At 71.8% G+C, this 26,507-nt stretch carries 28 protein-coding genes; 4 read left to right on the top strand and 24 right to left on the bottom strand.

What is annotated here, in order from left to right; genetic code table 11:
• Positions 1-96: 96 nt before the first annotated feature.
• The 7 genes from AB0M93_RS46625 to hemL all read right to left on the bottom strand — a co-directional run bounded on the left by AB0M93_RS46625 (position 97) and on the right by hemL (position 7,489).
• Positions 97-1,407, bottom strand: a complete 1,311-nt coding sequence (locus tag AB0M93_RS46625; protein WP_364287265.1) for a MinD/ParA family protein — start codon at positions 1,405-1,407, stop codon at positions 97-99.
• Between the two features lie 76 nt (positions 1,408-1,483).
• Complete coding sequence (gene ccsB / locus AB0M93_RS46630; RefSeq protein ID WP_364287268.1) at positions 1,484-2,452, bottom strand: c-type cytochrome biogenesis protein CcsB; 969 nt, start codon at positions 2,450-2,452, stop codon at positions 1,484-1,486.
• Positions 2,453-2,455: 3 nt separating this feature from the next.
• The gene (locus tag AB0M93_RS46635) at positions 2,456-4,060 is read right to left on the bottom strand and encodes a cytochrome c biogenesis protein ResB (protein ID WP_364287271.1); all 1,605 of its coding nucleotides are present in this window, start codon (positions 4,058-4,060) and stop codon (positions 2,456-2,458) included.
• Positions 4,057-4,830: a cytochrome c biogenesis CcdA family protein gene (locus AB0M93_RS46640; RefSeq protein ID WP_364287274.1), complete on the bottom strand. Its 774-nt coding sequence runs from the start codon at positions 4,828-4,830 to the stop codon at positions 4,057-4,059. Before AB0M93_RS46640 ends, AB0M93_RS46635 begins: the two co-directional genes overlap by 4 nt.
• Positions 4,831-5,004: 174 nt before the next feature.
• On the bottom strand, positions 5,005-5,568 hold the full coding sequence (locus AB0M93_RS46645) for a redoxin domain-containing protein (RefSeq protein WP_364287277.1): 564 nt from the start codon (positions 5,566-5,568) through the stop codon (positions 5,005-5,007).
• A complete protein-coding gene (locus AB0M93_RS46650; RefSeq protein WP_364287280.1) occupies positions 5,565-6,191 on the bottom strand; it encodes a histidine phosphatase family protein in 627 nt (208 codons plus the stop codon). The genes AB0M93_RS46645 and AB0M93_RS46650 overlap by 4 nt, the downstream gene beginning before the upstream one ends.
• Positions 6,188-7,489 (bottom strand): glutamate-1-semialdehyde 2,1-aminomutase, encoded by a 1,302-nt coding sequence (gene hemL, locus AB0M93_RS46655; RefSeq protein WP_364287283.1) that lies wholly within the window; start codon positions 7,487-7,489, stop codon positions 6,188-6,190. The genes AB0M93_RS46650 and hemL overlap by 4 nt, the downstream gene beginning before the upstream one ends.
• Positions 7,490-7,549: 60 nt before the next feature.
• Between hemL and AB0M93_RS46660 the strand changes: the two genes are divergently transcribed.
• Complete coding sequence (locus AB0M93_RS46660) at positions 7,550-8,026, top strand: TspO/MBR family protein (RefSeq protein ID WP_364287286.1); 477 nt, start codon at positions 7,550-7,552, stop codon at positions 8,024-8,026.
• On the opposite strand, the gene AB0M93_RS46665 is transcribed toward AB0M93_RS46660, so the two are convergent.
• The 10 genes from AB0M93_RS46665 to AB0M93_RS46710 form a co-directional block, all read right to left on the bottom strand.
• The gene (locus AB0M93_RS46665) at positions 8,023-8,550 is read right to left on the bottom strand and encodes a hypothetical protein (protein ID WP_364287289.1); all 528 of its coding nucleotides are present in this window, start codon (positions 8,548-8,550) and stop codon (positions 8,023-8,025) included. The genes AB0M93_RS46660 and AB0M93_RS46665 overlap by 4 nt on opposite strands.
• Positions 8,551-8,559: 9 nt before the next feature.
• Complete coding sequence (locus AB0M93_RS46670; protein ID WP_364287292.1) at positions 8,560-9,765, bottom strand: ABC transporter permease; 1,206 nt, start codon at positions 9,763-9,765, stop codon at positions 8,560-8,562.
• Entirely contained in the window at positions 9,762-10,466 is a 705-nt protein-coding gene (locus tag AB0M93_RS46675; protein WP_364287295.1) for an ABC transporter ATP-binding protein, read from the bottom strand. The genes AB0M93_RS46670 and AB0M93_RS46675 overlap by 4 nt, the downstream gene beginning before the upstream one ends.
• The gene (locus tag AB0M93_RS46680; protein ID WP_364287298.1) at positions 10,463-11,743 is read right to left on the bottom strand and encodes an HlyD family efflux transporter periplasmic adaptor subunit; all 1,281 of its coding nucleotides are present in this window, start codon (positions 11,741-11,743) and stop codon (positions 10,463-10,465) included. Before AB0M93_RS46680 ends, AB0M93_RS46675 begins: the two co-directional genes overlap by 4 nt.
• A gap of 62 nt (positions 11,744-11,805) precedes the next feature.
• Complete coding sequence (locus AB0M93_RS46685; RefSeq protein WP_364287301.1) at positions 11,806-12,144, bottom strand: hypothetical protein; 339 nt, start codon at positions 12,142-12,144, stop codon at positions 11,806-11,808.
• Positions 12,145-12,157: 13 nt separating this feature from the next.
• Positions 12,158-12,598 carry a hypothetical protein gene (locus AB0M93_RS46690; RefSeq protein WP_364287304.1) on the bottom strand — a complete coding sequence of 147 codons (441 nt, stop codon included), beginning with the start codon at positions 12,596-12,598 and terminating at the stop codon, positions 12,158-12,160.
• Positions 12,595-13,131 (bottom strand): hypothetical protein, encoded by a 537-nt coding sequence (locus AB0M93_RS46695; RefSeq protein WP_364287307.1) that lies wholly within the window; start codon positions 13,129-13,131, stop codon positions 12,595-12,597. Before AB0M93_RS46695 ends, AB0M93_RS46690 begins: the two co-directional genes overlap by 4 nt.
• Positions 13,132-13,146: 15 nt before the next feature.
• A complete protein-coding gene (gene hemB / locus AB0M93_RS46700) occupies positions 13,147-14,118 on the bottom strand; it encodes a porphobilinogen synthase (protein WP_364287310.1) in 972 nt (323 codons plus the stop codon).
• Between the two features lie 84 nt (positions 14,119-14,202).
• Positions 14,203-14,418 carry a DUF397 domain-containing protein gene (locus AB0M93_RS46705; RefSeq protein WP_364287313.1) on the bottom strand — a complete coding sequence of 72 codons (216 nt, stop codon included), beginning with the start codon at positions 14,416-14,418 and terminating at the stop codon, positions 14,203-14,205.
• Complete coding sequence (locus AB0M93_RS46710; protein WP_364287316.1) at positions 14,415-15,281, bottom strand: helix-turn-helix transcriptional regulator; 867 nt, start codon at positions 15,279-15,281, stop codon at positions 14,415-14,417. The genes AB0M93_RS46705 and AB0M93_RS46710 overlap by 4 nt, the downstream gene beginning before the upstream one ends.
• A gap of 161 nt (positions 15,282-15,442) precedes the next feature.
• On the opposite strand from AB0M93_RS46710, the gene AB0M93_RS46715 reads away from it, so the two are divergent.
• Positions 15,443-15,766, top strand: coding sequence for a hypothetical protein (locus AB0M93_RS46715; protein WP_364287319.1), 324 nt, complete (start codon positions 15,443-15,445; stop codon positions 15,764-15,766).
• 43 nt (positions 15,767-15,809) lie between these two features.
• Here the strand turns inward: AB0M93_RS46715 and AB0M93_RS46720 are convergent, their stop codons facing one another.
• From AB0M93_RS46720 to AB0M93_RS46750, 7 genes are all read right to left on the bottom strand, one after another.
• The gene (locus tag AB0M93_RS46720) at positions 15,810-17,342 is read right to left on the bottom strand and encodes a bifunctional uroporphyrinogen-III C-methyltransferase/uroporphyrinogen-III synthase (protein ID WP_364287322.1); all 1,533 of its coding nucleotides are present in this window, start codon (positions 17,340-17,342) and stop codon (positions 15,810-15,812) included.
• Positions 17,343-17,424: 82 nt separating this feature from the next.
• Entirely contained in the window at positions 17,425-18,354 is a 930-nt protein-coding gene (gene hemC / locus AB0M93_RS46725) for a hydroxymethylbilane synthase (RefSeq protein ID WP_364287457.1), read from the bottom strand.
• A 20-nt stretch (positions 18,355-18,374) separates the two neighbouring features.
• On the bottom strand, positions 18,375-19,682 hold the full coding sequence (locus AB0M93_RS46730; RefSeq protein ID WP_364287325.1) for a glutamyl-tRNA reductase: 1,308 nt from the start codon (positions 19,680-19,682) through the stop codon (positions 18,375-18,377).
• Positions 19,679-20,593 carry a redox-sensing transcriptional repressor Rex gene (locus AB0M93_RS46735; protein WP_364287328.1) on the bottom strand — a complete coding sequence of 305 codons (915 nt, stop codon included), beginning with the start codon at positions 20,591-20,593 and terminating at the stop codon, positions 19,679-19,681. The genes AB0M93_RS46730 and AB0M93_RS46735 overlap by 4 nt, the downstream gene beginning before the upstream one ends.
• 342 nt (positions 20,594-20,935) lie before the next feature.
• The gene (locus AB0M93_RS46740) at positions 20,936-22,492 is read right to left on the bottom strand and encodes a molybdopterin-dependent oxidoreductase (RefSeq protein WP_364287331.1); all 1,557 of its coding nucleotides are present in this window, start codon (positions 22,490-22,492) and stop codon (positions 20,936-20,938) included.
• A 57-nt stretch (positions 22,493-22,549) separates the two neighbouring features.
• Positions 22,550-22,789, bottom strand: coding sequence for a glutaredoxin family protein (locus tag AB0M93_RS46745; protein ID WP_364287334.1), 240 nt, complete (start codon positions 22,787-22,789; stop codon positions 22,550-22,552).
• 10 nt (positions 22,790-22,799) lie between these two features.
• Positions 22,800-24,311: a long-chain fatty acid--CoA ligase gene (locus tag AB0M93_RS46750; protein ID WP_364287337.1), complete on the bottom strand. Its 1,512-nt coding sequence runs from the start codon at positions 24,309-24,311 to the stop codon at positions 22,800-22,802.
• 314 nt (positions 24,312-24,625) lie between these two features.
• Between AB0M93_RS46750 and AB0M93_RS46755 the strand changes: the two genes are divergently transcribed.
• Complete coding sequence (locus AB0M93_RS46755) at positions 24,626-25,318, top strand: sigma-70 family RNA polymerase sigma factor (protein ID WP_364287340.1); 693 nt, start codon at positions 24,626-24,628, stop codon at positions 25,316-25,318.
• Between the two features lie 115 nt (positions 25,319-25,433).
• Entirely contained in the window at positions 25,434-26,507 is a 1,074-nt protein-coding gene (locus AB0M93_RS46760) for a DUF5667 domain-containing protein (RefSeq protein WP_364287343.1), read from the top strand.

Below are 26,507 nucleotides of genomic sequence, written 5' to 3' on the forward strand. Positions count from 1 at the left end.
GCCGCCCCCCGCACCCCCCCCCCCCCCGCCTCCCCCCCGGGGGGGGGGGGGTGGTGTGTGGCCCTGTCACCCCCCCCCCCCCCCCCCACGACCCGGTCAGCGGTAGCCCTGCGAGAGCGGGGTGGCGAAGCCGTCGGCGACCGTGGCGGCCAGTTCCAGCAGGGCCAGGCGGGTGTCGCCGGACAGGCGGTCCAGCTCGATCTCGGCGCCTTCCTCCAGGTGCGGGTCGAACGGCACCTTGCAGACCGCCCGGACCTTCGCGCCGAAGTGCGCCGACAGCTTGTCGAGGTCGACCGAGCCGCCCTTGGGCCGGACCGAGTTGATCACCGCCACCGAGCGCTTGACCAGCTCGCCGTAGCCGTGGGCTTCGAGCCAGTCCAGCGTCGCCGAGGCGCTGCGGGCGCCGTCGACCGAGCCGGACGAGACCACGACCAGCGCGTCCGCGACGTCCAGGACGCCCTTCATCGCCGAGTGCATCAGGCCGGTCCCGCAGTCGGTGAGCACGATGTTGTAGAAGTGCTCCAGCAGGTTGACCGTGCGCCGGTAGTCGTCCTCGGAGAACGCCTCCGACACGGCCGGGTCCTGCTCGCTGGCCAGAATCTCCAGCCGGCTCGAGCCCTGGGACGTGTAGGACCGGACGTCGCTGTAGCGCGTGATGCGGGCGGCATCGCGCAGCAGGTGGCGGACCGTCGCGGTCGTCTCCAGCGGGATCTTCTGCGACAGCGTGCCGCGGTCCGGGTTGGCGTCGACGGCGACGACGCGGTCACCGCGCAGGGACGCGAACGTCGAGCCCAGCGTGGTCGTCACCGTGGTCTTGCCGACGCCGCCCTTCAGCGACAGCATCGCGATCTTGTAGCACCCGCGCAGCGGCTGGTTGACGCGCGCGATGAGCTCGCGGCGCCGGGTGTCCGCCGGGCTCTCCCCCGGGTTGACCAGCTTCCCGGTGCCGACGTAGAGCGCCTTGCGCCAGCCGGACTGCGGGGGCCGCTTGGTCTGCTTGACCAGGTGCGCGGTCGACAGGTCGTGCCCGTGCCCCGGCTGCTGCGGCGCCGCGTGGCGGCCGCCCTGGGGCTGCGGCAGGCCGGACGCCTGCTGCTGTTGCTGCGGGTACTGGGCCTGGGCGTACTGCCGGGCCGGGTCGTACTGCGGCTGCAGCGGCGGCAGGTTCTGGTCGTAGCCGTAGGGCACCTGGTGCGGCCCCGACACGGCGGGGTTGGGCACCTGGTGCGGGCCCGAAACCGCCGGGTTGGGCGGCGCCACCGCCTGCGTCGGCTGCACGTCGAACGCCCCCGACGTCTCGGGGTGCGGGTGTGAATCCGTCCGGTCGTCGGCGAACAGGCTCGGCTGCGGCGGCGCAGCGGCCTGTTCGGGGTGGCCAGGAGCCGATTCTTCGCTGGGTCCGGTCACCGGTGAAAACCTCCGCGCGCTCCGCCTGACACTTCAGTCCCCCGTGTCGACGGTAGTCGGCGGACGCGCGGGATGCTCAGCCCACCCCGGCGTAGGAGTGCAGGCCGACGGAGACGAGGTTCACGAAGAACAGGTTGAAGATCATCGCGGCGAACCCGACGATGTTGATGACCGCCGCCCGGGCGCCGCGCCAGCCCGCGGTCGCGCGCGAGTGCAGGTAGGCCGCGTAGACGACCCAGGCGATGAACGCGCAGGTCTCCTTGGGGTCCCAGCCCCAGAACCGGCCCCACGCCGACTCGGCCCAGACCGCGCCGCAGAGCACGCCGAAGGTGAACACCGGGAAGGCGAAGATGGTGGTCCGGTAGGCGATCCGGTCGAGGACCTCGGCCGCCGGCAGCTTCGAGGCGAACCGGGCGAACTTCGTGGCGTCCTTCTCGTGGGCCGCGCGGAACAGGTAGAGCACGCTGGCGACGCCCGGCACGAGGAAGACGCCGGAGCCGATGATGGCCGCCGAGACGTGGATGACCAGCCAGTACGACTGCAGCGCGGGCTGCACCGGCGCCGCGGTCGTGTACAGCAGCGTCCCGTTGATGAACATCAGGATCACGACGGGCAGCAGCAGGAAGCCGGTGAGGTGGCGGACCGGGAACTTCCACATCACGACGATCCAGGTGACCACCGCGATGAAGGTGACCGCCATGCCGTACTCGTACATGTTGCCCCACGGCGCGCGGTGCACGGCGAGCCCGCGCAGCACGATCGCCGTCAGCTGCAGCAGCGCGCCGAGCACGAGCAGCGACGCGCCCATCCGGCCGATCCGCTCCGGGCGGCCGACCTCGCGCCGCGCGGCCGGGACGTCCTCGACCGGCGGCCCGCCGGCCCCGACGAGCTCCCGCGCCCGCAGCTTGGCGCGCTCGGTGGCGAGCCGCCCCTTGGCGCCGAAGCCCTGCTCGACCAGGGTGAACATCAGCGCGACGACGTAGATCGCCGCGGCGGTGGTGTAGAGCCAGTCGCTGTAGGTGGACAGCGTCTCGTCGATCGGCATGCCTCAGCCCTTCTGCCCACTGATCAGGCGTTCACTGACCCGGTGGAACTCTTCGCCGTACCCGGCCTGGTCGGTGCGCGCCAGCCCGGCGACCTCGATCACGGTACCCGGCTGGTCTTCGGTCCCCGGTTTCACCCGCACCCACAGCCGGCGCCGCTTGACCAGCAGGGACGCGCCCAGCCCGACGAACATCGCGATGGCGAAGCCGAGCACGAAGCCCTGCGTCGGGTCGTGGGAGACCTGCAGCGAGACCCACTGGCCGACGCCGTCGAAGCGGACCCTCGTGCCGTCGTCGAGCTTGAGCTCCTGGCCGACCTTCAGGTTCTGGCGGGCGACCTTCTTCAGCCTGCCGTCGTCGACGAGCGACTGGTCGACCGAGAAGACGGACTGGCCGCGCCCGGCGTCGAGACCGAGGTCGCCGCGCAGGACGTCGACGGCGACGGCGGGGTCGTTCGCCTCGGGCGCCGACGACGTCAGGACGTTGCCGTGCAGGAACGCCGTCGGGGCGAACAGGCCGGTGATGGCCAGCTGCCGGGTCCGCCGCTGGACCTCGTCGGTGATGCCGGGCTGGTCGAACTTCGTGGCGCCCTCGGCGAGCATCGTGCTCGGGTCGACCGTGCGCCACTGGGTGTTCTGGGTGCGCTGCGTGCCGTCCGGGAAGGTGACGGTGAACTTCGGCGAGTAGCCGTGCCCGAGCAAGTAGACGCGGTCGCCGGCGGTCCGCAGCGGCGAGTTGACCTCGAGGCCGTACGGCCGCCAGGTGCCCGTCTCCAGGTCCTGGCCGGACTGGTACTCGATGTTCGAGTGGTAGTAGTCGGGCTGGCCCGACGCGGTGTAGCGCGCGGTGAAGTCGTTGACCTTCACGCAGAACGGGTTCAGGTCGGTGCCGTCGACGCGCAGGCCCGCGTTGAACGAGTCGTAGTTGTAGATGCCGGCGTTGCAGAAGCTGTCGCCGTCGGCCTGGACGATGACCTGGCCCTCGTAGCCGTAGAGCTTGCCGAGGGCGAAGAAGACGATCAGGCCGAGCATGCTGAAGTGGAAGAGCAGGTTGCCGGTCTCGCGCAGGAAGCCGCGCTCGGCGGAGATCGTGCGGACGCCGCCGTCCTCTTCGCGCTCGACCCGCCGCCAGCCGGAGAGCTGCTTGTGGACGGCGGCGATCTCGGCGGCAGCGTCTGACACGTCAGCCTTGCCGCGGCCGAGCCGGTAGTGCGGCATCCGGGCCAGGTTGCGCGGGGTCAGCACGGGCTTGGCGCGCATCGCCTTGACGTACTCGAAGCTGCGCGGGGTGAGGCACCCGACGAGCGAGACCATCAGCAGCAGGTAGATCGCCGAGAACCAGATGCTGGAGTAGACGTCGTAGAACTCGAGCTTGTCGAGCAGCGTCCCCCACCAGCCGTGGGCGGCGATGTAGTCGTCGACCTTGGGCGCGTTGAGCTTCCGCTGCGGCAGCAGCGCACCCGGCAGGGCGGCCAGGGCGAGGAGGAAGAGCAGGACGAGCGCGGTCCGCATCGACGTCAGGCCGCGCCAGGTGTTGCGCAGGAAGGCGAAGGTGCGCCTCGCGGACGTCGGGGGTTGCGGGGTCTTGGGGGGTGCTTCCGTGGTCGTCACAGCGGCAGCCTCAGGTCGAGGGCGAATTCGTTGCGGAGCCAGCCCATCAGGTCCCCCCAGACGCCGGTGACCAGCAGGATCCCGACGATCAGCAGCAGCACGCCGCCGAAGATCTGCACCTGACGGCCGTGCCGGCGCACCCAGTCGGTGGCGCGCACGGCCCACCGCGCGCCGAGCGCGATGAGCAGGAACGGCAGCCCGAGCCCGAGGCAGTAGACGGCGATCAGCAGGTACCCGCGTGCCGCGGCCCCGCCGGTGGCGCTGGCCAGCGTCATGACGGCGGACAGCGTCGGGCCGATGCACGGCGTCCAGCCGAGCCCGAAGATGGCCCCGAGCAGCGGAGCGCTCCAGATCCCGCCGCGCGGCACGTGGTGCGAGCGGACGTCGCGCTGCAGGCCGGGGATCCAGCCGAGGAAGACGAACGCCATGGCGATGGTCAGGACCCCGCCGAAGCGCTGCAGGAGGTCCTGGTTGAGGGTGAGCGTGGCGGCCAGCCAGACGAGGGTGCCCAGGGTGGCGACGAAGACGACGGTGAACCCGAGCACGAAGAGAAGCGCGGCCCCGACAACGGCCCACCGCCCGTTCTTGCGCTCTTCATCGGCGCTGACGGCGGGCGCATCGGCCCCGACGAGCGCGGCAAGGTAGGCGAGGTACCCCGGCACGAGCGGCACGACGCAGGGCGAGGCGAAGGAGATGGCCCCGGCGAGCAGAGCGACCCCGGCAGCGAGCAGCAGCGGTCCGGAGATCGCCAGCTCGGTCACGGAGTTCACTCCGTTGAGGGTAGGCAGTGAGGTCCTGGTGAGAACGCCGGGGCCGCTTCACAGGACGTCGGTCACAGCAGGTCGGGACCTAGGTCCCGGCCGGTCACCGGGATGTCGTGAGTGGTACGGCGGGTTCTGACCAGCCGTACCACTCACGACCCAGCCGCGGCAGAAACCTCGGCGTCAGGCTTCCGCAGTCAGCCGCTGGGCCACCGGCAGCAGGTCCTGGGCCAGCACCGGCCGCAGGAACACCGCCGCCACCCGATGCTGCTTGTCCAGGATGATCGTCGACGGGATGATGTTCCGCGGGTAGCCGCTCAGCTTCAGGAGGACCCGGCCGTCCGGGTCGTAGATCGACGGGTACGTCAGCTGCCGGTCGCGGACGAAGTCCTGGGCCACCTCGCGGGCCGGGTCGCGGACGTCGATGCCCACCACCTGGACGCCCTGCTTGGCCACCGTCTCCATCTCCGGGGCCTCCGTGCGGCACGGGCCGCACCACTGGCCCCACAGGTTGAGCACCACGACCTTGCCCGGGAAGTCCGCCAGCGAGAGCTGCTTGCCCTCGTTCATCAGGTCCTCGCCGGCCAGGACCGGGGCCGTCTGCCGGTCGGCCGCGTCGTACGTGATGTCGATCTTGCCGCCCGGGGAGACGAAACTGAAGCTGCTGCCCTGGACCACCGCGTCCTTGCCCGCGCTGCACCCCGCCAGGGCGAGCGCCGCGACCAGGCCCACGACCAGCCGTTTCATGCCCCGGTGACCTTCGGGTCGGTCGCGCCCGCGGGCTCGCTGTAGACGATCTCGCGCAGCTCGTCGCCGTCGAAGACCAGCGACGTCAGGGACGCCAGCGAGCACTGGCGGCGGCGCGGGTCGTGCCATAGGCGCTTGCCCTCGAGGAACCGCCGCAACGTCCAGATCGGCAGCTGGTGGGACACGCACAGAGCTTCATGACCGACAGCCGCCTCGCGCGCCCGGTGGACCGCGCCCAGCATCCGGTGGGCGATCTCGATGTACGGCTCGCCCCACGACGGCTTGAACGGGTTCACCAGCTTCGGCCAGTGCTTCGGCTCCCGCAGCGCGCCGTCGCCGACCGCCACGTGCAGGCCCTCGAACTGGTTGCCCGCCTCGATCAGCCCGGAATCGGTCGCGATGTCGAGCCGGTGGGCGGCGGCGATCGGGGCCGCCGTCTCCTGCGCCCGCTGCAGCGGCGACGCGACGACGTGCACGAGGTCGTGCCCCGCGACGGCTTCGGCGACCGTCAGCGCCTGCCGCTGCCCGCGCTCCGAGAGCCGGTAACCCGGCAGACGGCCGTACAGGATCTTCGCCGGGTTGTGCACTTCGCCGTGACGCAGCATGTGGACGACGGTGGTCACTGGACGGCCCCAGCCGCCGCGCGCGCCGCCGCGGGCAGAGCCGCTTCGATCACCGCGAACGCTTCGTCGTCCATCGCCGCGTTGACGAACCACGCCTCGTACGCGCTCGGGGGCGCGTACACGCCTCCGTCGAGCAACGCGTGGAAGAACGGCGGGAAGCGCCACGTCTCCGACGCCTGCGCGCCCGCGTAGTCGCGGACCGGCGTCTCACCGAAGAACACGCTCACCAGGTTGCCCGCGTACTGGACGTTGTGCGCGACCCCCGCTTCGCTCAGAGCGATGCGGAAGAGGTTGCCGAGGCGCTTCGCGTTGGCGTCCAGCGCCGCGTACACGGCGTGGTCGGCCGCGCGCAGCGTCGCGAGGCCCGCGGCCACCGCCACCGGGTTCCCGGACAGCGTCCCGGCCTGGTAGACCGGGCCGCCCGGGGCCAGCTTGGCCATCACGTCGGCGCGACCGCCGAAGGCCGCCGCCGGCAGGCCGCCGGACATCACCTTGCCGAACGTGTAGAGGTCGCCGGCCACGCCTTCGAGGCCGAACCAGCCCGCGTGCGAGACGCGGAACCCGGTCATCACCTCGTCCATGATCAGCAGCGCGCCGTGCTCGTGGGCGAGCTCACGCAGCCCCGCGTTGAAGCCGTCATCCGGCGCGACCGCGCCCATGTTCCCGGCCGCGGCCTCGGTGATCACCGCGGCGATCTCGCCCGGGTTGTCCACAAAGGACTTGCGGACCGCGTCGAGGTCGTTGTAGGGCAGCACCAGCGTGTCCGCGGCCTGGGCGCCGGTGACGCCCGGCGACGTCGGCAGCCCCAGCGTCGCGACGCCGGAGCCGGCCTGCGCGAGCAGCGCGTCGACGTGACCGTGGTAACACCCGGCGAACTTCACGATCTTCGTCCGGCCGGTGAACCCCCTGGCCAGCCGGATCGCGCTCATCGTGGCCTCGGTGCCCGAGTTGACCAGCCGGACCTGCTCGACCGGCCCGACGCGGTTGATGATCTCCTCGGCCAGCTCGACCTCGCCGATCGTCGGCGTGCCGAACGAGAGCCCGGACGTCGCCGCCGCGCGGGCCGCCTCGACGACCGCCGGGTGCGCGTGGCCCAGGATCATCGGGCCCCAGGACGAGACCAGGTCGACGTAGCGGTTGCCGTCGGCGTCCCACAGGTGCGGGCCCTCGCCGCGGACCATGAACCGCGGGGTGCCGCCGACCGAGTTGAACGCCCGGACCGGCGAGTTCACCCCGCCCGGGATGGCCGTCTTCGCGCGGTCGAACCATGCCTTGGACTGCTCGGTTCCAGTGCTCACCTGCCCAGTGTGGCAAACCCACCTAGGATGATGGGCAGCCGCCCGGGAGGGGAACAGCCGGTGACCGAACGCGTGCCGCACCGCAACCCGTGGCTCGTGCTGGCCGGGTTCCTGGGTGTCGTCGCCGTGGTGGCCGTGGTCGGTGGCCTGGCCGCGACGCGGGCGAAGGAGGTCTACGCGCAGCTCGAGCAGCCGCCGTGGGCGCCGCCCGCGGCCCTGTTCGGTCCGGTGTGGACCGTGTTGTACGTCATGATCGCGGTGGCCGGCTGGCTGTACTGGCGCACCGACGGCGAGACCCGCGGGTTCGCCGCGTACGGCGTCGGCCTGCTGTTCAACCTGCTCTGGACGCCGCTGTTCTTCGAGGGCGGCGCCGCCGGGCTCGCGCTGGCCGACATCCTGCTGCTGGACGTCACCGTGGTCGTGACGATCGTCCTCTTCGGCCGCCGGTCGAAGGCCGCCGCCGCGCTCCTGGTGCCCTACCTGGGCTGGCTCCTCTACGCGACGGCCCTCAACACCGCGGTCCTGGTGCTGAACTAGCGCGCGGCCTGCTGGGTGATGGCCTGCGCGGCCACGGTGCCGTCGTCGCCCGCCTGGCCCTGGACGACCACCGTCGCCCCCGGCTTGAGGTCCGCCAGCTTGCCGGCCTGCGTCACCCCGACCGTGGTCGAGTCCGATGTGGACACCTTGACGTCGGTGCCCTGCGCGGTCTTCACGTACACCGTGGTGCCGTCGATGTGGTCGATCGTGCCCGTGGTGCCGCGGCCCCCGCGGAACCCGCCACCCTGCTGCCCGGTGCCCGCTTGCGGTCCCCCCTGGTTGCCGGCGGCCTGGCGAGCGGGCGTCGTCGGGGTCGAGGAGCCGAACGCCGCGTGGGTCCAGGCACCACCGCCGAACGCGATCGCGAGCACGACGAGCCCGGCGAGCACCACCGTGGTGCGCGAAAACGGCTTCGCGGCCCGGCGCATCTCCGCATTCAGGTCGCCATCGACGGCCGGGCTGGCCACGATCTCCTCCGCGGCGGCACTTTCACGTGAAAGTGCCGGTTCGGTGGACGAAGACATCAGGACTCCTTATTCGTGACGCAGGGCGTCGATGGGCCTCAGCTTGGCGGCCCGGTTCGCCGGGAAGCTGCCGAAGAACAGCCCGATCAGGGCGGACACCGCGAAGGCGAGCAGGATCGAGGACGGCACCACGACGGGCTTGATCCCGGAGATGGTGAACCGGCTGCCGACCAGCCCGATCGCGACGCCGAGCAGCCCGCCGAACAGGCTGAGCATGGTCGCCTCGGCGAGGAACTGGCCGAGGATGGCCGAACGCGGGGCGCCGATCGCCTTGCGGATGCCGATTTCGCGGATCCGCTCGGTCACCGTCACCAGCATGATGTTCGTGACGCCGATGCCACCGACCAGCAGCGAGATCGCCGCGACCGCCGCCAGCAGCACGGTGAACGTCTGGGTCGCCGACGTCCGGGTCGCGAGCAGCTGCTCCGAGTTCTGGACCTGGTAGTCCGGGGTGCCGCCGAGCCGGATGCCGTGGCGGGCGTTGAGGATCGCGGTGATCTCCGACTGGGCCAGCGAGACGGAGTCGGCGCTGGTGGCCTGGACGGCGATCTGGTTGAGGCTGCCGTACCCGGCCAGCGAGTTCTGCACGGCCGAGATCGGCGCGATGGCGACGTCGTCGGCGTTCTGCAGCCCGGTGCTGCCCTTGGCCTGCAGGACCCCGATCACGGTGAACTGGATGCTGTTCAGCAGCACGTTCTTGCCGACCGGGTCGGTGGCGGTGCCGAAGATCGACTCCGCCGTCGTCGGGCCGAGCACGACGACCTTCCGCGCGGCCGTGACGTCTTCGCTGGTGAACAGCTGCCCCTGGGCGAGTTCGCGGTTGGTCGTGGTGAAGTACGCCGGCTCGGTGCCGGCGACGCTGGAGATGTCGTACGACGTCTGCCCGTAGGTCGCGGTCGCCGTCGTGTTCACCACCGGCGACGCGGCCTTGACGTCCGGGGCGCCGACCGGGTCGACCAGGGCGTGCGCGTCCTGGACGGTCAGCGGCCGGGCCGTCGCGCCCTGCCCGCCGCCGCGCGCCGGGGAGACGTTGACGACGTTGGTGCCGAGGCCCTGGATGCTGGCCGCGATGGCCGCCGACGCGCCGTTGCCCACCGCGACCAGCAGGATCACCGCGGCGACGCCGATGGTGATGCCGAGGGTCGTGAGCGCCGAGCGCAGCTTGTTCGCGGTCAGGCCGCGGACGGCGAACCGCAGGATTTCGAGCAGGTTCACGAGACCGCCCCCACCGCGCGCGTGACCTCGTCCGACACGATCAGGCCGTCGTCGACGCGGACCACGCGATGCGCGTGTGCGGCGACCTCGTCCTCGTGCGTGATGACGACGATGGTGCGGCCGAGGGAGTTGAGCCGGTCGAACACGCCGAGGACGTCCTCGGTGCTGCGCCGGTCGAGGTTGCCGGTCGGTTCGTCGGCCAGCAGCATCGCCGGGCCGGTGACCAGCGCCCGCGCCACCGCGACGCGCTGGATCTGGCCGCCGGAGAGCTCGCTGGGCAGGTGCTTGGCCCGGTCGGACAGCCCCACCATCTCCAGAGCGGCGAGCGCGCGACGGCGCCGCTCGGCCCGCCGCAGTCCACTGTAGACCAGCGGAAGCTCCACATTGGACAACGCGGACGTCCGGGGCACCAGGTTGAAGGACTGGAAAATGAACCCGATCTTCCGGTTGCGCAGCAACGCCAGCTGCCGTTCGTTCAGCTTCCCGACACCGAACCCGTCCAGCAGGTACCGGCCGGACGTCGGCACGTCCAGGCAGCCGAGCATGTTCAGCAGCGTCGACTTCCCCGAGCCGGACGCGCCCATGATCGCGACGTACTCGCCGGGCCACACGGTGAGGTCGACGCCGCGCAGCGCGTGCACCGCCGTCTCGCCGGACCCGTAGGTCTTGCGCAGCCCGGAGACCGCGATCACCGGGTTCATCCGCGCCCGCCGAAGCCGCCGCCGGCGCCGGTGCCCGTGCCGCGCTGGCCGCCGCCCGGGAACCCGCCGGTGCCCCCGCCAGGGAACCCGCCGGTGCCGCCCGTGCGGCCGTTCCCGCCGGTGGAGCCGGTCGCCGCCGTCGCGGTGAGCACGACGTTCTCACCCTCGGTGAGCCCGGAGGTGATCTGGACCGTCGACTCGCCGCGAAGGCCGACCTGCACCTGGCGCGTCACGTTCTGGCCGTTCTCCTTCACGGTGACGAGGTTGGTGCCGCCCGCGGTCTGCACCGCCGCGGCCGGCACGCTCAGCGCGTTGTCCGCCTCGGCGACGGTGATCACGACGCTCGCCGACTGGCCGGGCCGCAGCCCGTCCGGCGGGCTGGTCAGGGCCAGCTGGGCGCCGTAGGAGACGACGCTGCCGCTCGTGGTCGGGGTGAGGTTGACGCTCGACACGGTGGCCTGGACCGGCTTGTCCGGCAGCGCGTTGAGCGTCACCGTGGCCTTCTGGCCCGCCTTGACCTTGCTGACGTCGATCTCCGCGACGGAGGTGTTGACGACCAGGCCGGTCATGTTCGTGATGGTGATGAACCCGCTGCCGGAGCTGCTGCTGCTCGACGCGGCGGCACTGGAGTTGGCCGAACCCTGGCCGCCCTGGCCGCTGCCGGTGGACGCCTGCGAACTGGCGGACGAGCCGCTCGAGGACTGCTGCCCGACCGCGCCGTTGATCGCGGTGACCGTACCGGCGCCCGGCGCGTACAGGACCGTGTTGTCGAGCGCCTGCTGCGCGGTCTGGACGTCGAGCTGCGCCTGGTCGAGCTTCGCCTGCGCCGAAGTGACGGTGTTGGCCGCGCTCGTCTGGGCGTTCTGGCCGTTCTGCCCGGTGGCCGGGCTGGCCTCGGCCGTCTCGGCGGTGTCCAGGTTGTCCTGCGCGACCGCGAGGTTCGCCTTCGCGACCTGAAGCTGCTTCGCTGCCTGCGTGCCGTCGACGGTGGCGAGCTTCTGCCCGGCGCTGACGACGTCACCGACCTTCACGTCGATCGAGGTGACCTTGCCGGCCGTCGCGAAGTTCGCCGCGCCGGTGTAGCTGCTGGCGAGGGTGCCGGCGGCGGAGACCGTCTCGGTGACCGTCGCCCGGCGGACCGGGGTGCTGCGGCTCTGGGCCTGCGCCGAGCTCGGGGCCGGGCTGAATGCCTGGTATATCCCGAATCCCGCGCCGGCCAGCAGCACGACCAGAGCACCGTTGATCACCCATGCCTTCGAGGCACGCACGCGCGTCATGCGGCAACCATGGTGCCGGTGCTTAGTAATTGACTGTTGGTTCCCTGTGCGTCAGCTGTGTATCAGCCCCGCGGCTTGGCGCTGCGCGCACGGATCGCGAGCAACAGCTGACGCACCGCGTCGACCAGCAGCAACGCGGCCACGGTGCCGAGCCCGATGGCCGCGGCGAGCAGCCCGCCGAAGTACCGGTGCGACTCGAGCACGGCGCCGTCTTCGGTCCGCGTGACGACGGTGGCGACGCTGCTGTGCCAGCACGCGTAGGCGGCCCAGCCGGCGAGCCCGGCGAGCAGCACCTCCACGACGGCGACGAGCGTCCGCCACGGTTTGTGCAGCCGCGCACGCGGGCCGGGTTCTTCCGGCGGCCAGAGCTCGGCCCCGGTGGGCTGCGGAAGGTCGATCACACCGGCGATTTTCTCATGCTTGGCCACCGGTCGCCCGGACGAGCCGGTCCAGCGCGTCCCGCAGGGCCTCGACGTCCTTCGCCCAGGCGAGCACGACCGTGCCGTCGGCGAGCTTCACCGGCAGCGAGTCGTACTTCCGCGGCACCGACCAGCCGCCCCCGAGCACGCGCGCGCCGACCGGCGTCCCGACGTCCGTCACGTCGGCGATCTGCGCGGCCGGCACCTTCTCCCGGCCCTGGCGCAGCTGCTCGGTCGTCACCTCCAGCGACAGGAACCGGCGGCGCGCGTACACCCACGGCATCGTGATCACGCACAGCCCGAGCCCGACCAGCAGCCAGCCCACGACGTGCACCGGCCCGCCGGTGACGAGCTCGGCGAGCGCGCCCACCACCGCGAACACCGGGCCCCAGCCGATCGCCGCCCAGCTCACGCCGGACTCGGCGTAGAGCCTCACGGCTTCTTGCCGACCTTGGGGAAGTAGCCCGCCACCGACGGCAGGTACAGCAGCACCAGCGCGATGACGAACAGCAGCACCGCGACGAGCGTCAGGTACGGCAGGGCCGGCGCGAAGGTGAACAGCAGCAGCACCATCACGATCGGCAGGACGGTGAGCACCGTCCGGGCCGAGCGGGTGCCTTCGCGGGCCTTGTAGGCGAAGAGCAGGAACAGCAGGGCGAACACCACCGACCCGACGAGGAGGAACCACAGCATCGCCGTGACGCCGTCCGCGATCATCTGCGGCGTGATCTTCGGGTCGGTCGTCCCCTTGACGTACCGGTCGATGACCACGGACTTGCCGGCCAGCAGCTGGACGCTCCCGAGGATCAGCACCACACCGCCGGCGAGCCACAGCCAGAACGACACGGCCACCGGACGCGGCGGCTTGGCCTTCGGGGCTTGCGCGCCGGGCAGCACCGGATCGGGTGACCGGCCGAGCTTGCGCCGTTCGTCGTCGGTCAGACCGGTGAGGTCCTCTTTGTCTTCCACGCGCAGACTCTAACCTCAGTCCAGCCAGGCAGCGGCCTCCGCGGCCCAGTAGGTGAGGATCATGTCGGCGCCCGCGCGGCGGATCGACGTCAGCACTTCGAGGACGGTCCGCTCGCGCTCGAGCCAGCCGTTCGCCGCAGCGGCTTCGACCATCGCGTACTCGCCCGAGATGTTGTACGCCGCCACCGGCACCGGGGAGATGTCCGCGGCCGCCTTGATGACGTCCAGGTAGGCCAGCGCGGGCTTGACCATGATCATGTCCGCGCCCTCGGCGAGGTCCAGCTCGATCTCGCGCAGCGCCTCGCGGCCGTTGCCCGGGTCCTGCTGGTAGGTCTTGCGGTCGCCCTTGAGCTGCGAGTCGACGGCCTCCCGGAAGGGGCCGTAGAACGCGCTGGCGTACTTCGCGGAGTAGGCGAGGATCGCCGCCTCCTTGTGCCCGACCTCGTCGAGCGCCCGGCGGATGACGCCGATCTGGCCGTCCATCATCCCGGACGGCCCGAGCACGTGCGCCCCGGCTTCGACCTGCGCGATGGCCATCTGCGCGTAGATGCGCAGGGTGGCGTCGTTGTCGACGCCGCCGTCGGCGTCGAGGACGCCGCAGTGGCCGTGGTCGGTGAACTCGTCGAGGCAGGTGTCGGCCATCAGCACGGTGGCGTCGCCGAGCTCCTGGCGCAGATCGCGCAGGGCGACGTTGAGGATGCCCTTTTCGTCGACGGCCCCGGAGCCCTCGGCGTCCCGCGTGGCGGGGATGCCGAACAGCATGAGCCCGCCGACACCGGCGTTGACCGCGTCGACGGCGGCCTTCCGCAGCGTGTCACGGGTGTGCTGGACGACGCCGGGCATGCTCGCGATCGGCCGCGGCTGATCGAGCCCTTCGGCGACGAACATCGGGAGGATCAGCTGGCGTGGCCGCAGCGTCGTTTCGCCCACCAGCCTGCGCATGGCCGGGGTGGTGCGAAGCCTGCGGGGACGATGCTCGGGGAACACCCTTACCAAGTTACTCCCGCGGCTTTTGCCGGAGTTCCGCAAGGGTGCTGAGCGGCCGCTTCCGGTCGGTGGGCGGCTTCGCCGTCAGGTCAGGTCGTCGAACTCCCCCGCGCGGCAGCCCTTCACCCAGGCGGCCATTTCCTCGCGGGTGAAGAACACCGTGCCCGCCTCCGGCGCCTTGCTGTTGCGCACGGCCACCGAACCATCCCGCAGCGACGCGACCTCGACACAGTTGCCGCCGTTGGTGCCACTGAAGCTCGACTTGCGCCACACCGCGCCGACAAGGCCCTCGAAGCTCATCGATACTCCTCCGCTAACCGCTCGATGAAGGCGACCGACTCGTCCGGGGTCAAAGCCAGCGCGCTGAGGTGCGCGAACGCCACCTTGTGCGCTTCGAGCTCGTGAGACTGCTCGAGGTAGAACCCTCCGGCCCGGTGCTCCACATACGCGACGCCAGGATCGCCTGGCCAGGGAAAAGATATCACCGTGAACGGGCCCATCACGCCAGGATGAGCACCTCGCTCGAACGGCAGGACTTGAATGGTGACCTTCGGTTTGCCGGCCATCGTCACCAGGTGCTCCAGCTGCCCGCGCATGACCTCACGGCCGCCGACCAGCCGACGAAGGACAGCCTCGTCCAGCACCGCCCACAACCGCAACGGATCTGGCTCGCGTTGCAGGACAGCTCGCCGAGCAAGCCGTACTGAAGCCATCCGGTCGATTTCCTGATCGGTACGTTCAGCCGTGTCGCGACGAAGCAATGCCTGCACGTACTCACTGGTCTGCAGCAGTCCCGGCACGGCCTGCGCCTCGTAGGTCTGCACCTGGTTCGCACCCTGCTCCAGGCCGAGGTAGAGCGAGAACCAGCTCGGCACCGTCTCGGAGCTGTAGCTCTCCCACCAGCCCTTGGTCCGGGAGTGCCGCGCCGCGTCGAGGTAGTCCGGCCACTGGCTCTTCGGCACCTTGAACAACGGCAGCAGGACCTCGTCGAGATCGCGCAGGACCACCGGCCGTTCCGCGGTCTCGTAGTACGACACCTTGGCGACCGTGCAGCGCAGCGCCTTCGCCACGTCCTTCTGCTCCAGCCCGGCCTCCTTGCGGAGCCGGACCAGCTCGAACGCCAGCCAGCGCCGCCACACGGTCGGGCTTGCCGTCTCGACCACGCTGCTCCCCCTCCTCGGTCAATGAGCAGGCACAGTGTGCCGGGCACCCCCGACAAAATCCGCCGCCGAATCCGCCATCGCGGCCGTGAACACCGCGGTTCACTCGATCGAATGACCGTGTGTTAATTCAAAATTTTCACTCAACACTCTAGCCTCGGTGCATGACACCGCTCACTCCGCCCGCCACCATCGACGATCCGTCAGCGCTTCCGCCGTTGTGCGGCGAACCGGAGTTTTCCGCGCTGGTCACCGAGATGGCCCGCGCCGAAGCGCCCCGCTTGTTCGCCGTCGTCCAGGAATACGGCGAGCGAGTGGACGCGAGGATCGCGGGCTGGGGGCTGGCGTTCGAGGACCGGGCCGACGTCATCGGCGTCGAAGGCCGGCTCCGCATGAGCCTGTCCAGCCCCGAACACGCCCTGCGCGGATTCCGCACCAGCCCGCACGTCCGTCCGCGCCTTGTCTGGATCACCGCCGAAACGCCGTGAAGGCCGCCCCGGCGAACCGGGGCGGCCTTCGACGTGGAAAACCTCAGGAGCGGCGGGCCCGCTTCGCCTTCCGCGGCGGCGGCAGCGCACCTTCCGCCCGCAGCCGGGCCGCGTGCTCGGCCAGCGCGTCCACCAGGTGCGGGACGTCGGCCTTCTCCGGCTGGACGTCGACCCGGAGCCCGAACTCCACCGCGGTCTCGGCGGTCTTCGGGCCGATGCACGCGACCAGCGTGCGGGTGTGCGGCTTGCCGGCGATGCCGACCAGGTTGCGCACGGTCGAGGACGAGGTGAAGCAGACCGCGTCGAAGCCGCCGGTCTTGATCATCTCGCGGGTCTCGGCGGGCGGCGGGGCCGCCCGGACGGTCCGGTAGGCCGTCACGTCGTCGATCTCCCAGCCGCGCTCGCGCAGGCCCGCCGACAGCGTCTCGGTGGCGATGTCGGCCCGCGGGAGCAGCACGCGGTCGACCGGGTCCAGCACGTCGTCGTACGGCGGGAACTCGGCCAGCAGGCCCTCCGAGGACTGCTCGCCCGAGGGGATCAGCTCCGGGATGATGCCGAACGAGCGCACCTTCGCCGCGGTCGATTCACCCACACAGGCGATCTTCACGCCGGAGAACGCGCGAGCGTCGAGGCCGAACTCCTCGAACTTCTCCCACACCGCGCGGACCGCGTTGGTGGAGGTGAAGACGATCCACTGGTAGCGGCCGTCGACCAGGCCCTTGACCGAACGCTCCATCTGCGCCGGGCTGCGGGGCGGCTCGACCGAGATGGTCGGCACCTCGTGCGACGTCGCGCCGTGGCCGCGCAGGCGCTCGGCCATCTCGCCGGCCTGCTCCTTGGTGCGCGGCACCAGGACCTTCCAGCCGTAGAGCGCGCGCGACTCCCACCACGACAGCTTCGAGCGGTGCCCCGCGGCCTGGCCGATCGTGACGATCAGCGGCCCGACGAGCTCGCCGGCGTCGTTGGCCAGCTTCTCGAGCGTGGTGTCGAGGGTGCGCTGGGTGTTGATGGTGCCGTTCGCGGTGACCGCGACCGGGGTCGAGGCCGGGACGCCGTTGCCGGTCAGCGCCGACGCGGCTTCGGCCAGGTGCGCCGACGTCGCGTGCAGCACCAGCGGGCCGGGCGCGGCGGCCAGGGCCGCCCAGTCGACGTCGCCGCGGACGTCGACCTCGGTGTGCGTGCCGCCCAGCGCGACGCCCGCGTACGCCGGGACGGCCGCGGCCGGGGAGACACCCGGGATGACGTCGAACACGGCGCTCGTGCGGGCAACCGCCTGGACCTCGGCCACCACGGCCGGGGTGGTCAGCGGGTCGCCCGCGACCAGGCGCAGCACCAGCCGGCCGGCCTTCGCCTCGGTGGTCAGGTCCTTGGCGACCTCGGCGGCCTCGCCGACGGCGGGCCGGACTTCGGCGCCCTCGGCGGCCATGGCCAGCACGGCCTGCGGCACGTCGGGGTCGGTCACCACGACCTCGGCCTTGGTCAGCAGCTCCTGGGCACGGACCGTGAGCAGGCCGGCGTCGCCGGGGCCGGAGCCCACGAACGCTACGCGCCCGGTGGTCTTTCGCGCGGGGGTCATCTGTGCGTTTCTCCTCTTGCGGCGGCCGTGCCCGATCGCGTGGCCGCAGGTCTCCTACGTCTTGAAAGCGCTCGCGAGAGCGCTACTGAGCGGGTCCGGAGAAGGCTCCGGCTCCCAGGTCCAGCAGCTCGGCGGCCAGGTCCTTGCCCAGCTGGGCGGCCTGGTCCTTGTCGGCCAGCGCGGAGGCCCGGACCATGTCCACCGCGCCGTTCTCGCCCTCGGCCGCGGCGGTGCCGCGCAGCGAGATCCGTTCCACGACCTTGCCCTCGGCGTCGAGATCTTCGACGATCTCGGCGAGCGCGCCCACCGGCGCACTGCACCCCGCCTCGAGCGCGGCCAGCAGGGCCCGCTCGGCCGTCACCGCGGCCCGCGTGCCCTCGTCGTCCAAAGTGGACCGCAGCAGCTGCTCCAGTTCCACGTCGGCGGTCCGGCACTCCACCGCCAGCGCGCCCTGGGCGGGCGCGGGCAGCATCTGGATCGGGTCGAGGGTCTCGGTGATCGCCTCGACCAGTCCGACCCTGGCCAGTCCGGCACGCGCCAGCACCACGGCATCGAGCTCGCCGTCGGTCACCTTGCGCATGCGGGTGTCGATATTGCCGCGAATCGGCACGATTTCCAAACCGAGACCCAGCGCGCGCAGCTGCGCGGTGCGCCGGGCGGCCCCCGTGCCCACCGTCGAACCCGGCGGCAGTTCACCCAGCGTGAGCCCGTCACGCGCGATCAACGCGTCCCGCGGGTCCTCGCGCGGCGGCACCGCGGCCAGTGTGATGCCGGGTTCCGGGGCCGTCGGCAGGTCCTTGTAGGAGTGGACGATGACGTCGACTTCGTTGCGCAGCAAGGCTTCGCGCAGCGCGGAGGTGAACACGCCGACGCCGATGGTCGCGATCGGCGCCAGCGACTTGTCGCCGGGCGTGGTCACCTTGACGATCTCGACCTCGACGCCGGTGGCGCGCAGGGCGTCGGCGACGGTCCCGGTCTGGGTGAGCGCGAGCTTCGAACCGCGCGTGCCCATGCGAATGACTCTGGTCACCACTACTTCTTCTCTGAGGGGGGCTTCGGGCTCGCCACCGCGGCGGGCGCCTGCGGGTCGAGGCAGAACAGTTCGCGCAACGCGTTCGCGTAGTCGGTCTCGGCCGTCTCGGCGGCCAGCTGCTTGACCCGCACCGTCGGCGCGTGCAGCAGCTTGTCGACCACCCGGCGGACCGTGCGGCCGACCTCCTCGCGGACCCCGGCGTCGAGCTCGGGCAGGCGGTTGTCCAGCCGCAGCAGCTCGGCGTCGACGACCTCGGCCGCGCGGCGGCGCAATGCGGTCACCGTCGGCGTCACTTCGGCGCTGCGCTGCCCGGCGAGGTAGTCGCGCACCTCGTCGAGGACGATCCCGGTCGCCTTGGCGGTCTGGCGCTCGGTGGTCGGGGTCCCGGCTTCGCGCATCCGGCGCTGGATGGTGGCCAGGTCGACGACCCGGACGTCCGCCAGCTCGCCGACCTCGGGGTCGACGTCGCGGGGCAGGCCCAGGTCGCAGACGACCAGGGCGCGGCCGCCGCGGGGCAGCACGTGCCCGGGCGCGAAGACGGCGTCCTGCGCGCCGGTGCAGCAGATCACGATGTCGGCGTCCCGCACCGCATCGGCGACGCCCGCCAGCGGGATCGCGCGGGCCGGCACGCCCTGCTCGGTGACGTTCGCGGCGAGCCGGCGGGCGCGGGCGTCGGTGCGGTTGGCCACGGTGATCTCGCCGATCCCGGCCTTGCGCAGCTGCGACGCGCTCAGCGCGCCCATCGAGCCGGCGCCGACGATGACGGCGTGCTTGCCGGTGACGTCGCCGGCCGCGGCGAGGGCTTCGGAGACGACGGACGCGCCGAGGGTGTCGAGCCCGGTCTCGGTGTGCACGCGCTTGCCGACGCGCAGCGTGGTCTGGATCAGCTCGTGCAACGTGCGGCCGACCGTGCCGGCTTCGCGGGCGGTGGCGTAGGCGGACCGGATCTGGCCGAGGATCTGCGTCTCGCCGACGACCATCGAGTCCAGGCCCGAGGTGACCGAGAAGAGGTGCTCGACGGCGGCGCCGGCGTAGTGCACGTACAGGCTGTCGTAGAGCTCGGCGGGTTCCATCCCGGCCTGGCGGGCGAGCACCTCGGAGACGTCGTTGAGGCCGCCGTGGAAGGTCTCGACGACCGCGTAGACCTCGATCCGGTTGCAGGTCGAGACGAGCATGACCTCACTGACGTGCTCGGCCTGCTGCAGTTCGTCCAGGACCTTGCCGACCTCGGGCGCGGGCACCGCCACGCGCTCGAGCGTGCTCAGCTCCGCACTCCGATGCGAAAGACCGACCGCCAAGACGCTCATGAGCGCACCACCATTCCCCGTCCGCCGTCCGGGCCCGTGCCGTTCCGCCTGCCGTTCCCGTTCTCGGAGGGCGTCACCGCACCCGGTATTCCGGAATTGCCCTGATTCCCGGCGGCGTCGTCCGCTCGGCGGGCCACATGGAACGAGAGTATCTGCAGCTCCACGGCCAAATCCACTTTCCGGACCTCAATGTGAGCCGGAACCTGCAACACGACGGGTGCGAAGTTGAGGATGCACTGGACACCGCCCGCGACCAGGCGGTCGCACACCGATTGCGCGGCAGTCGGCGGGGTGGCGATCACGCCGATCGAAATCCCCCGTTCGGCGCAGATCCGGGGGATGTCGTCCATGTGCGACACCGGCAGCCCGCCGACCGGCACGCCGATCAGGTCCGGGTCCAGGTCGAACAGCGCCTCGACCGGGAAACCGCGTCCCGGGAAGCCGCCGTAGTTGGCCAGCGCGTGGCCCAGGTTGCCGATCCCGACCACGGCGACCTTGTGCTGCCGGGTCAGGCCGAGGATGCGCTCGATCTGACTGACCAGGACACCGACCTCGTAGCCGACTCCGCGGGTGCCGTAGGAGCCCAGGTAGGAGAGGTCTTTGCGCAGTTTGGCGGAATTCACTCCAGCGGCTTGCGACAGCTCTTCGCTCGAAACAGTCGTCGCGCCCTGTTCGGACATTCCAGACAACACGCGCAGATAGACGGCGAGCCGGGCGACCGCGGCTTCGGGAATGGACTTCGCCCGGACGGCCTCGGGGGCGTCCCCGTTGCGGCCGGGCTCGCCGGCGGGCACCGCGGGCATTTCGGCGGTCGGGGCGTTGTCGGCGTCCGGCGTGGCCGGACGGCGGGGCCGTCGCGGCGCCCGGCCCGGGGAGTCCGCCGCGTCGCGCCTCCCCCGCTGTGTCACCACGCCGTCGTCTCCTGCCCGCTGTGCACCCGGCGGCCATCGCCACGGCCGTACCGAACTGTGTCTTGACCCAGGTCTCGGTGTCCGGTTCGATGCCGGACGCCCGGGGGCGATGGCCCTACGGTAGACCACTTGTGAACGCACGCACAAAGTCACAGGTCGGAGGCGGTTCCGGCGGCCGCACGATCATGACACCGCGTCAGAATCCTTGTCCGCCAGGCACTTCCGGCCCCGGCGCCGACAGCCAGGCGCGCGAGCGCCGGTCGGCGGCTCCGCTCGCGACGCGGCGAACGGGCGGCCGGACGCTGTGAGCGGCACCGGCGGGCCGATCGCCGCGGCGGGCCGTCAGTGGGCGTCGAGGGTCACCGAATGCCAGCCGGTGGCGCCGTCCGGGACCGGGTCGGCGCGGTTTTCCGTCTGCGTGTAGCCGTCCTGGTCGGTCGCCCGCACGGACGCCTGGTGCGTGCCCTTCGGCACGTCGAGCTCGATCCACCACATCCGCCAGGTGTCCTTGCTCACCTCGGTCGACAGCGTGGCTTCCCGCCATTCGCCCTGGTCCAGCCGGACCTCGACCTTGGCGATGCCGGTGTGCTGCGCCCACGCCGTGCCGGCCAGCCGGACCTTGCCCGCCGTGACGCTCGAGAACCCGCGTGGCGTGTCGATCCGCGATTCGGTCTTGATCGGCGCCTGCTCCGCCCACCCCCGGCTGAGCCAGTACGCCTGCCGGTCGTCCCACCGGGTGAATTCCAGGGACTGGACCCACTTCGTCGCGGACACGTAGCCGTACAGGCCGGGGATGACGATCCGCGCCGGGAAGCCGTGCTCGACCGGCAGCGGCTGGCCGTTCATCCCGATCGCCAGCATCGCGCCGCGGGTCCGGTCCAGCGCGACCTCCACCGGGGTGCCGCACGTCCAGCCGTCGACGCTGGTGGCGAACATCTGCTGCGCGCCCGCCTGCACGCCGGCTTCGTCGAGCAGGTCGACCAGGTCGACGCCGAGCCAGGTCGCGTTCGAGATCAGCGGGCCGCCGACCTCGTTGGACACACACGTCAGCGTCACCCGGCGCTCGACCAGCGGCCGGTTGCGGATGTCGGCGTAGGAGAACGTCACCTCGCGGTCCACCATCCCGTGGATCTTCAGGCTCCAGTCCTCGGTGCGCAGCTGCGGCACGACCAAGGCGGTGTCGATGCGGTAGAAGTCCGCGCTCGGCGTGATGAACGGCGGCGAGCCGAGCTTGGCGAAGTCGGCGTCCGCGGGCAACGGCGGCGCGGTGCGGGCGGGGACGAGCGGCCCGACGGCGGCCCGCGAGTCCTCGGCGTCCGCGCTGGTCCCGGCGACCTGCCCGACGACGGCCGCGACGCCCGAGCCCGCGACCACACCGACCCCGGCGCGCAGGAACTTCCGCCGGTCGAAGCCCCGGTCGTGCACCGCGTCCGGCGGCAGCGCGAGCCGGTGCAGCCAGCTGAACACCGCGAGCCCGGCGACCAGGGCGGCGACCGGCGCGAGCAGCGAAATCTGCCCGAGGTCGCTGCGCGCGTACACCGCCGCGATCCCGGCCGCGCCGAGCAGGAAGACCAGCACCTGCCCGGCCCGGGGCGTCCGGCGCGAAAGCTGCCCGGCCAGCAGCGCGAACAGGACCAGCACCACGGCCAGCCCGAGCTTCAGCACCGGCTTGTCCCAGGTGCCCAGCGTCCGTTCGGCCCACTTCACGATCGCGGTCGGGCTGTGGTCGATGACGTAGTTGGCCACCGCGATGAACGGCGACGCCGTGTACCCGACGAAGCCGGCGACGAGGTGCCCGACGCCGAGGGCCGCGGCCAGCGCGAGCAGTCCGATGAGGGTCGCGACGGGCAGCGAAAGCCGCCGGGGTGCTTCGGGCGGGGCTTCCTGCAGAGTGCTCACGCCTCCATCTTCGGAGCGAGCGCGTGAAGTGGCTGCCCGATGTGGCTTACGGACGTGTTACGGCTGCAGAGCCCGCCGGAGCCGGTCCTCTTCGACGCGCCAGTAGCCGTGCTCGGCGCCGTCGACCAGGATCACCGGGACGCGGTCGCCGTACTCCGCGCGCCACTCCGGGTCGGTGTCGACGTCCTCGGCCTTCCACGGAACGCCCAGCTCGCCGCAGATCCGGGCGACCTCGGTCTCCGCGACCTCGCAGAGGTGGCAGCCGTCCCGGCCCATGACCGTCACTTCGTGCGCCATGGCGTCCTTCCTACCGCAGCCGCACGCGGCGCAGCTTGCCGGTGGCCGAGTGCGGCAGCGACTCGGCGAACTCGACCAGGTGCGGCACCTTGTACCCGGCCAAGTGGGCCGCGCAGTGGCCGACGACCTGTTGCTCGGACAGCGCCGCGCCGGCCGCCGGGACGACGAACGCCTTCACCGCTTCGCCGCTGCGCTCGTCCACGACCCCCACGACGGCGGCCTCGGCCACCTCCGGCAGCTGCCCGATGACCTCCTCGACCTCGCGCGGGAAGACGTTGAAGCCGTTGACGATGATCAGGTCGTTGGCCCGGTCGACCAGGTGCAGGTCGCCGTCGGTGTCGAGGTAGCCGACGTCGCCGGTGCGGAACCAGCCCTCGGCGTCGGGCCCGTGGTCGCCGTCGGGCCAGTAGCCGGAGAAGAGGTTGGCGCCGCGGATCGACACCAGCCCGGTCTCGCCGACGGCCTCGAAGACGTCGCCGACGTCGTCCGGGTCGAGCGGCACGGCCTGGTCGGTGCCGTCGCTGTCGACCAGCCGCAGCTCGATCCCGGGCAGCGGGCGGCCGACCGAGCCGGGCTTCGGGTAGCCGGTGACCAGCGTCGACGTCACGACCGGCGCGCATTCGGTGAGGCCGTAGCCCTCATAGACGTCGAGGCCGGTGGCCTCGCGGATGGCGGTCAGCACCTTCGGGTGCAGCGGCGCGGCGCCCGACGTCATCCGCCGCACGGTGGCCAGCCCGCGGCGGAGCTCGTCGGCGCCGAGCGCGGCGAACTCGCCGTACATCGTCGGGACGCCGGTGATCGACGTGACGCCGTGTTCGGCGCAGTCGTCCAGCGTGCGCTGGGCTTCGAACCGCTCGGAGAGGATCGCGGTCGCGCCGGTGGCGACGGCCTGCAGCAGGCCGGGCCCGAGGCCGTAGACGTGGAAGAGCGGGATGGTGATCAGCACGCGGTCGTCGTGTTCGAGGACGCCTTCGACCGCGCTGATCTGCTCGAGGTTCGCCAGCAGCGCGCGGTGCGACAGCATCACCCCGCGCGGCGGGCCGGTGGTGCCGGAGGTGTACGAAATGACCGCGATGTCCTCCCCGGCGCGGCCGGATTCGACGGATTCGACTACTCCGTCCGGGGTATCCGGCGGCGTGACACCGCTCACGCCGTCCGGCAGCTCGTCGTCCGCGTCGCGCTGGACGACGACCTTCGTCCCGCTGTGCGCCAGCAGCTTCCCCAGTTCCGGCCCGGGCACCTGCGGCGACAGCGGCACGACGACGGCCCCCGCCCGCAGCGCGCCGAAGAAGGCCACCGCGAAGTCCACTGACGTCGGCAGCCGCAGCCCGACCCGGTCCCCCGGCTCGACGCCGGCCGCCGCCAGCCGCCCCGCCTGGACCTGGGCGGCCGCAGCCAGCTCCCGGTAGCTCAGGCCGCGCCCGGTGCCGGTCTCGCGCACGGCCGGGTGGTCCGGCCACGTGGCCGCGGCCCGCGTGAGCAGCCCGCCGACCCCTGCTTGCGTCTCCGTTCCGGCGCTCACCCGCGACCCGCCTCTCCTCGCCCGAATCGAACCGTTGCAAGTCTGTCATCTGAAGCGACGTCATGGGTGACGACCGCGAGCGTCGCGTCTGCGCAACCCCGGAACCACTACCTACTTAGCGGTAACAACACGTATGCTGCACTGCGTCGCACCGGTTTTGTTGATCACCGGGGCGACCGGAGAGAGGGAGTCGCCGTGACGAACTTGCCTGCCCACGAGGTCGTGGGGCACGCGAGCCGGCAGGCCCCTGCTCGCCGGTGTTCCGGGGGTACCGTGGCCCGCAGGGCCAGCTTCGCCGCCGGAGGTGCCGCCCGATGACCTTCCCGACCGCCGTGAGCCGCGGGCCCGTCTTCATGTTCGCCGAGCGCGTCTTCGGACGCTCCTCGGCGGTACCGCTGAGCCGGCAGGCGTCCGACGACGAGCGCGCCGAGGCGGCGAAGGCCGAGGCGTGGGAGCTGGTGCGGGCCGCGCAGGACGGCGACTCGTCCGCCTTCGGCCGGCTCTACGACCGGTACGTCGACGTGGTCTACCGCTACGTGCTGTTCCGGCTCGGCGACCGCGACCTCGCCGAAGACGTCACCAGCGAGACGTTCCTGCGTGCGCTGCGCCGGATCACGTCGGTGAGCTACCAGGGACGTGACGTCGGCGCCTGGTTCGTCACCATCGCCCGCAACCTCGTGCTCGACCACGTGAAGTCGAGCCGGTTCAAGCTCGAGGTGGTCACCGACGAGGTGACCGAGCCGGGCTCGGCGCCGTTCAGCGTCGGCGCGACCGCGCAGGCGGGCCCCGAGCAGGAGGCGATCAGCCGCGCCACCCGCACCGAGCTGCTGCGCTGCGTCGCGGAACTGGGCGACGACCAGCGGGAATGCATCGTCCTGCGGTTCCTGCAGGGCCTGTCGGTGGCCGAGACGGCCGAGATCATGAACCGCAACGAAGGCGCCATCAAGGCGCTGCAGCACCGCGCGGTACGCCGTTTGGCACAACTTCTGCCCACCGGATTGCGCTGAACCCGCGAACTTTTCCGTTCGTCGGCCGAAACCGGTAACCCTCGCGGCTTCTGGATCGTTACCCCACGCAGACCGGTGTCAGGCCGGCCGTGGCCCCGAGAGGAAGAACAGCGCCGTGAGGTTTGCGCGTGAGCGAGCCGAGAGCGAGCGGTTCGCGCGTGCCCTGGAACCGTCGCCGGTGCGCCGGGACGACGAGTTCGCCGGCGAATTGGCGCTCGTCGGCGCGCTGCGCGAGCTCGGTGCGGCCGGGGCACCGGACCTGGAGACGCGGCAGCGGATCCGCGCGGAGATCGCGGGCCGCCTCGAGACGGCGGCGGCCATCACCCCACGTCGGAGGTGGCGGCCGCGGACCGCCGACCTGGTGGCCGCCGCGCTCTTCCTGTTCCTCGTCCTCGCCGGGCTGACGATGGTGCTCTCGCGCACCGCGCTGCCCGGTGACCCGCTGTACGGCGTCAAGCGCGCGGGCGAGTCGACCGCGCTGGGCCTGACGTTCGGCGACCAGGAGAAGGCGCGCAAGCACCTCGAGTTCGCCACCAACCGCATCACCGAGCTCAGCGAACTGGCCGCCGAAGGCGGGAGCGAGGCCGCCTACCGGACCGCCTACGACGACTTCGCCGCCGACCTGCGGGCCGGCGTCGCCGAGATGTCCGCCGTGGCGACCAGTGACGGCAGCGGGGCCCAGGCGCTCTCCGACGTCCGGCTGTGGGCACGCAACCAGGCGGCGCGGCTGGCTACGCAGCCGCTCCCGGCGGACGCGGCGCCGGTGTTCGGCAACGTCCGCGACCTGCTGGGCAAGGTCCAGGAGCGCACGAGCGGCCTGGTGGCGCGGATGAACTGCTACCAGATCACCACCGGCACGTCCGACGAGCTGGGCCCGCTGCCGGCGACCGGCCAGTGCACGCAGCGGCCCGCCCCGGCCGCCGGCAGCCAGCCGACGTCGGTCCCGGTTTCGCCTTCGTCGGCCGACAGCACGTCGCCGACGCCAACGGGCACGCAGCTGCCGCCGTCGGACGCCGCGGCGACCCCGGGCATCCCCGCGCCGACCGGCGGGGTGACGCCGCCCCCGGTCTACGGCCAGGTGCCGACGACGTCCCCGCGGCCGCCGGCGACGACGACCACGACGACCCCGCCGCCGCTGGTTTCGATCCCGCCGTTGCTGCCCGGTCTGCCGCCGATCGTCATCGGCTGA

It is taken from the genome of Amycolatopsis sp. NPDC051102, from assembly GCF_040682815.1.
Classification (GTDB): domain Bacteria; phylum Actinomycetota; class Actinomycetes; order Mycobacteriales; family Pseudonocardiaceae; genus Amycolatopsis.

Bases quoted from the DNA above. Each gene is read 5' to 3' on its own strand.
- ccsB (WP_364287268.1), bottom strand. From the start codon at position 2,452: ATGCCGATCGACGAGACGCTGTCCACCTACAGCGACTGGCTCTACACC.
- AB0M93_RS46665 (WP_364287289.1), bottom strand. From the start codon at position 8,550: ATGTCTTCGTCCACCGAACCGGCACTTTCACGTGAAAGTGCCGCCGCG.
- hemC (WP_364287457.1), bottom strand. From the start codon at position 18,354: ATGGGCACGCGCGGTTCGAAGCTCGCGCTCACCCAGACCGGGACCGTC.
- AB0M93_RS46645 (WP_364287277.1), bottom strand. From the start codon at position 5,568: ATGAAACGGCTGGTCGTGGGCCTGGTCGCGGCGCTCGCCCTGGCGGGG.
- AB0M93_RS46680 (WP_364287298.1), bottom strand. From the start codon at position 11,743: ATGACGCGCGTGCGTGCCTCGAAGGCATGGGTGATCAACGGTGCTCTG.
- AB0M93_RS46755 (WP_364287340.1), top strand. From the start codon at position 24,626: ATGACCTTCCCGACCGCCGTGAGCCGCGGGCCCGTCTTCATGTTCGCC.
- AB0M93_RS46715 (WP_364287319.1), top strand. From the start codon at position 15,443: ATGACACCGCTCACTCCGCCCGCCACCATCGACGATCCGTCAGCGCTT.
- AB0M93_RS46720 (WP_364287322.1), bottom strand. From the start codon at position 17,342: ATGACCCCCGCGCGAAAGACCACCGGGCGCGTAGCGTTCGTGGGCTCC.
- AB0M93_RS46705 (WP_364287313.1), bottom strand. From the start codon at position 14,418: ATGAGCTTCGAGGGCCTTGTCGGCGCGGTGTGGCGCAAGTCGAGCTTC.
- AB0M93_RS46745 (WP_364287334.1), bottom strand. From the start codon at position 22,789: ATGGCGCACGAAGTGACGGTCATGGGCCGGGACGGCTGCCACCTCTGC.
- AB0M93_RS46675 (WP_364287295.1), bottom strand. From the start codon at position 10,466: ATGAACCCGGTGATCGCGGTCTCCGGGCTGCGCAAGACCTACGGGTCC.
- AB0M93_RS46730 (WP_364287325.1), bottom strand. From the start codon at position 19,682: ATGAGCGTCTTGGCGGTCGGTCTTTCGCATCGGAGTGCGGAGCTGAGC.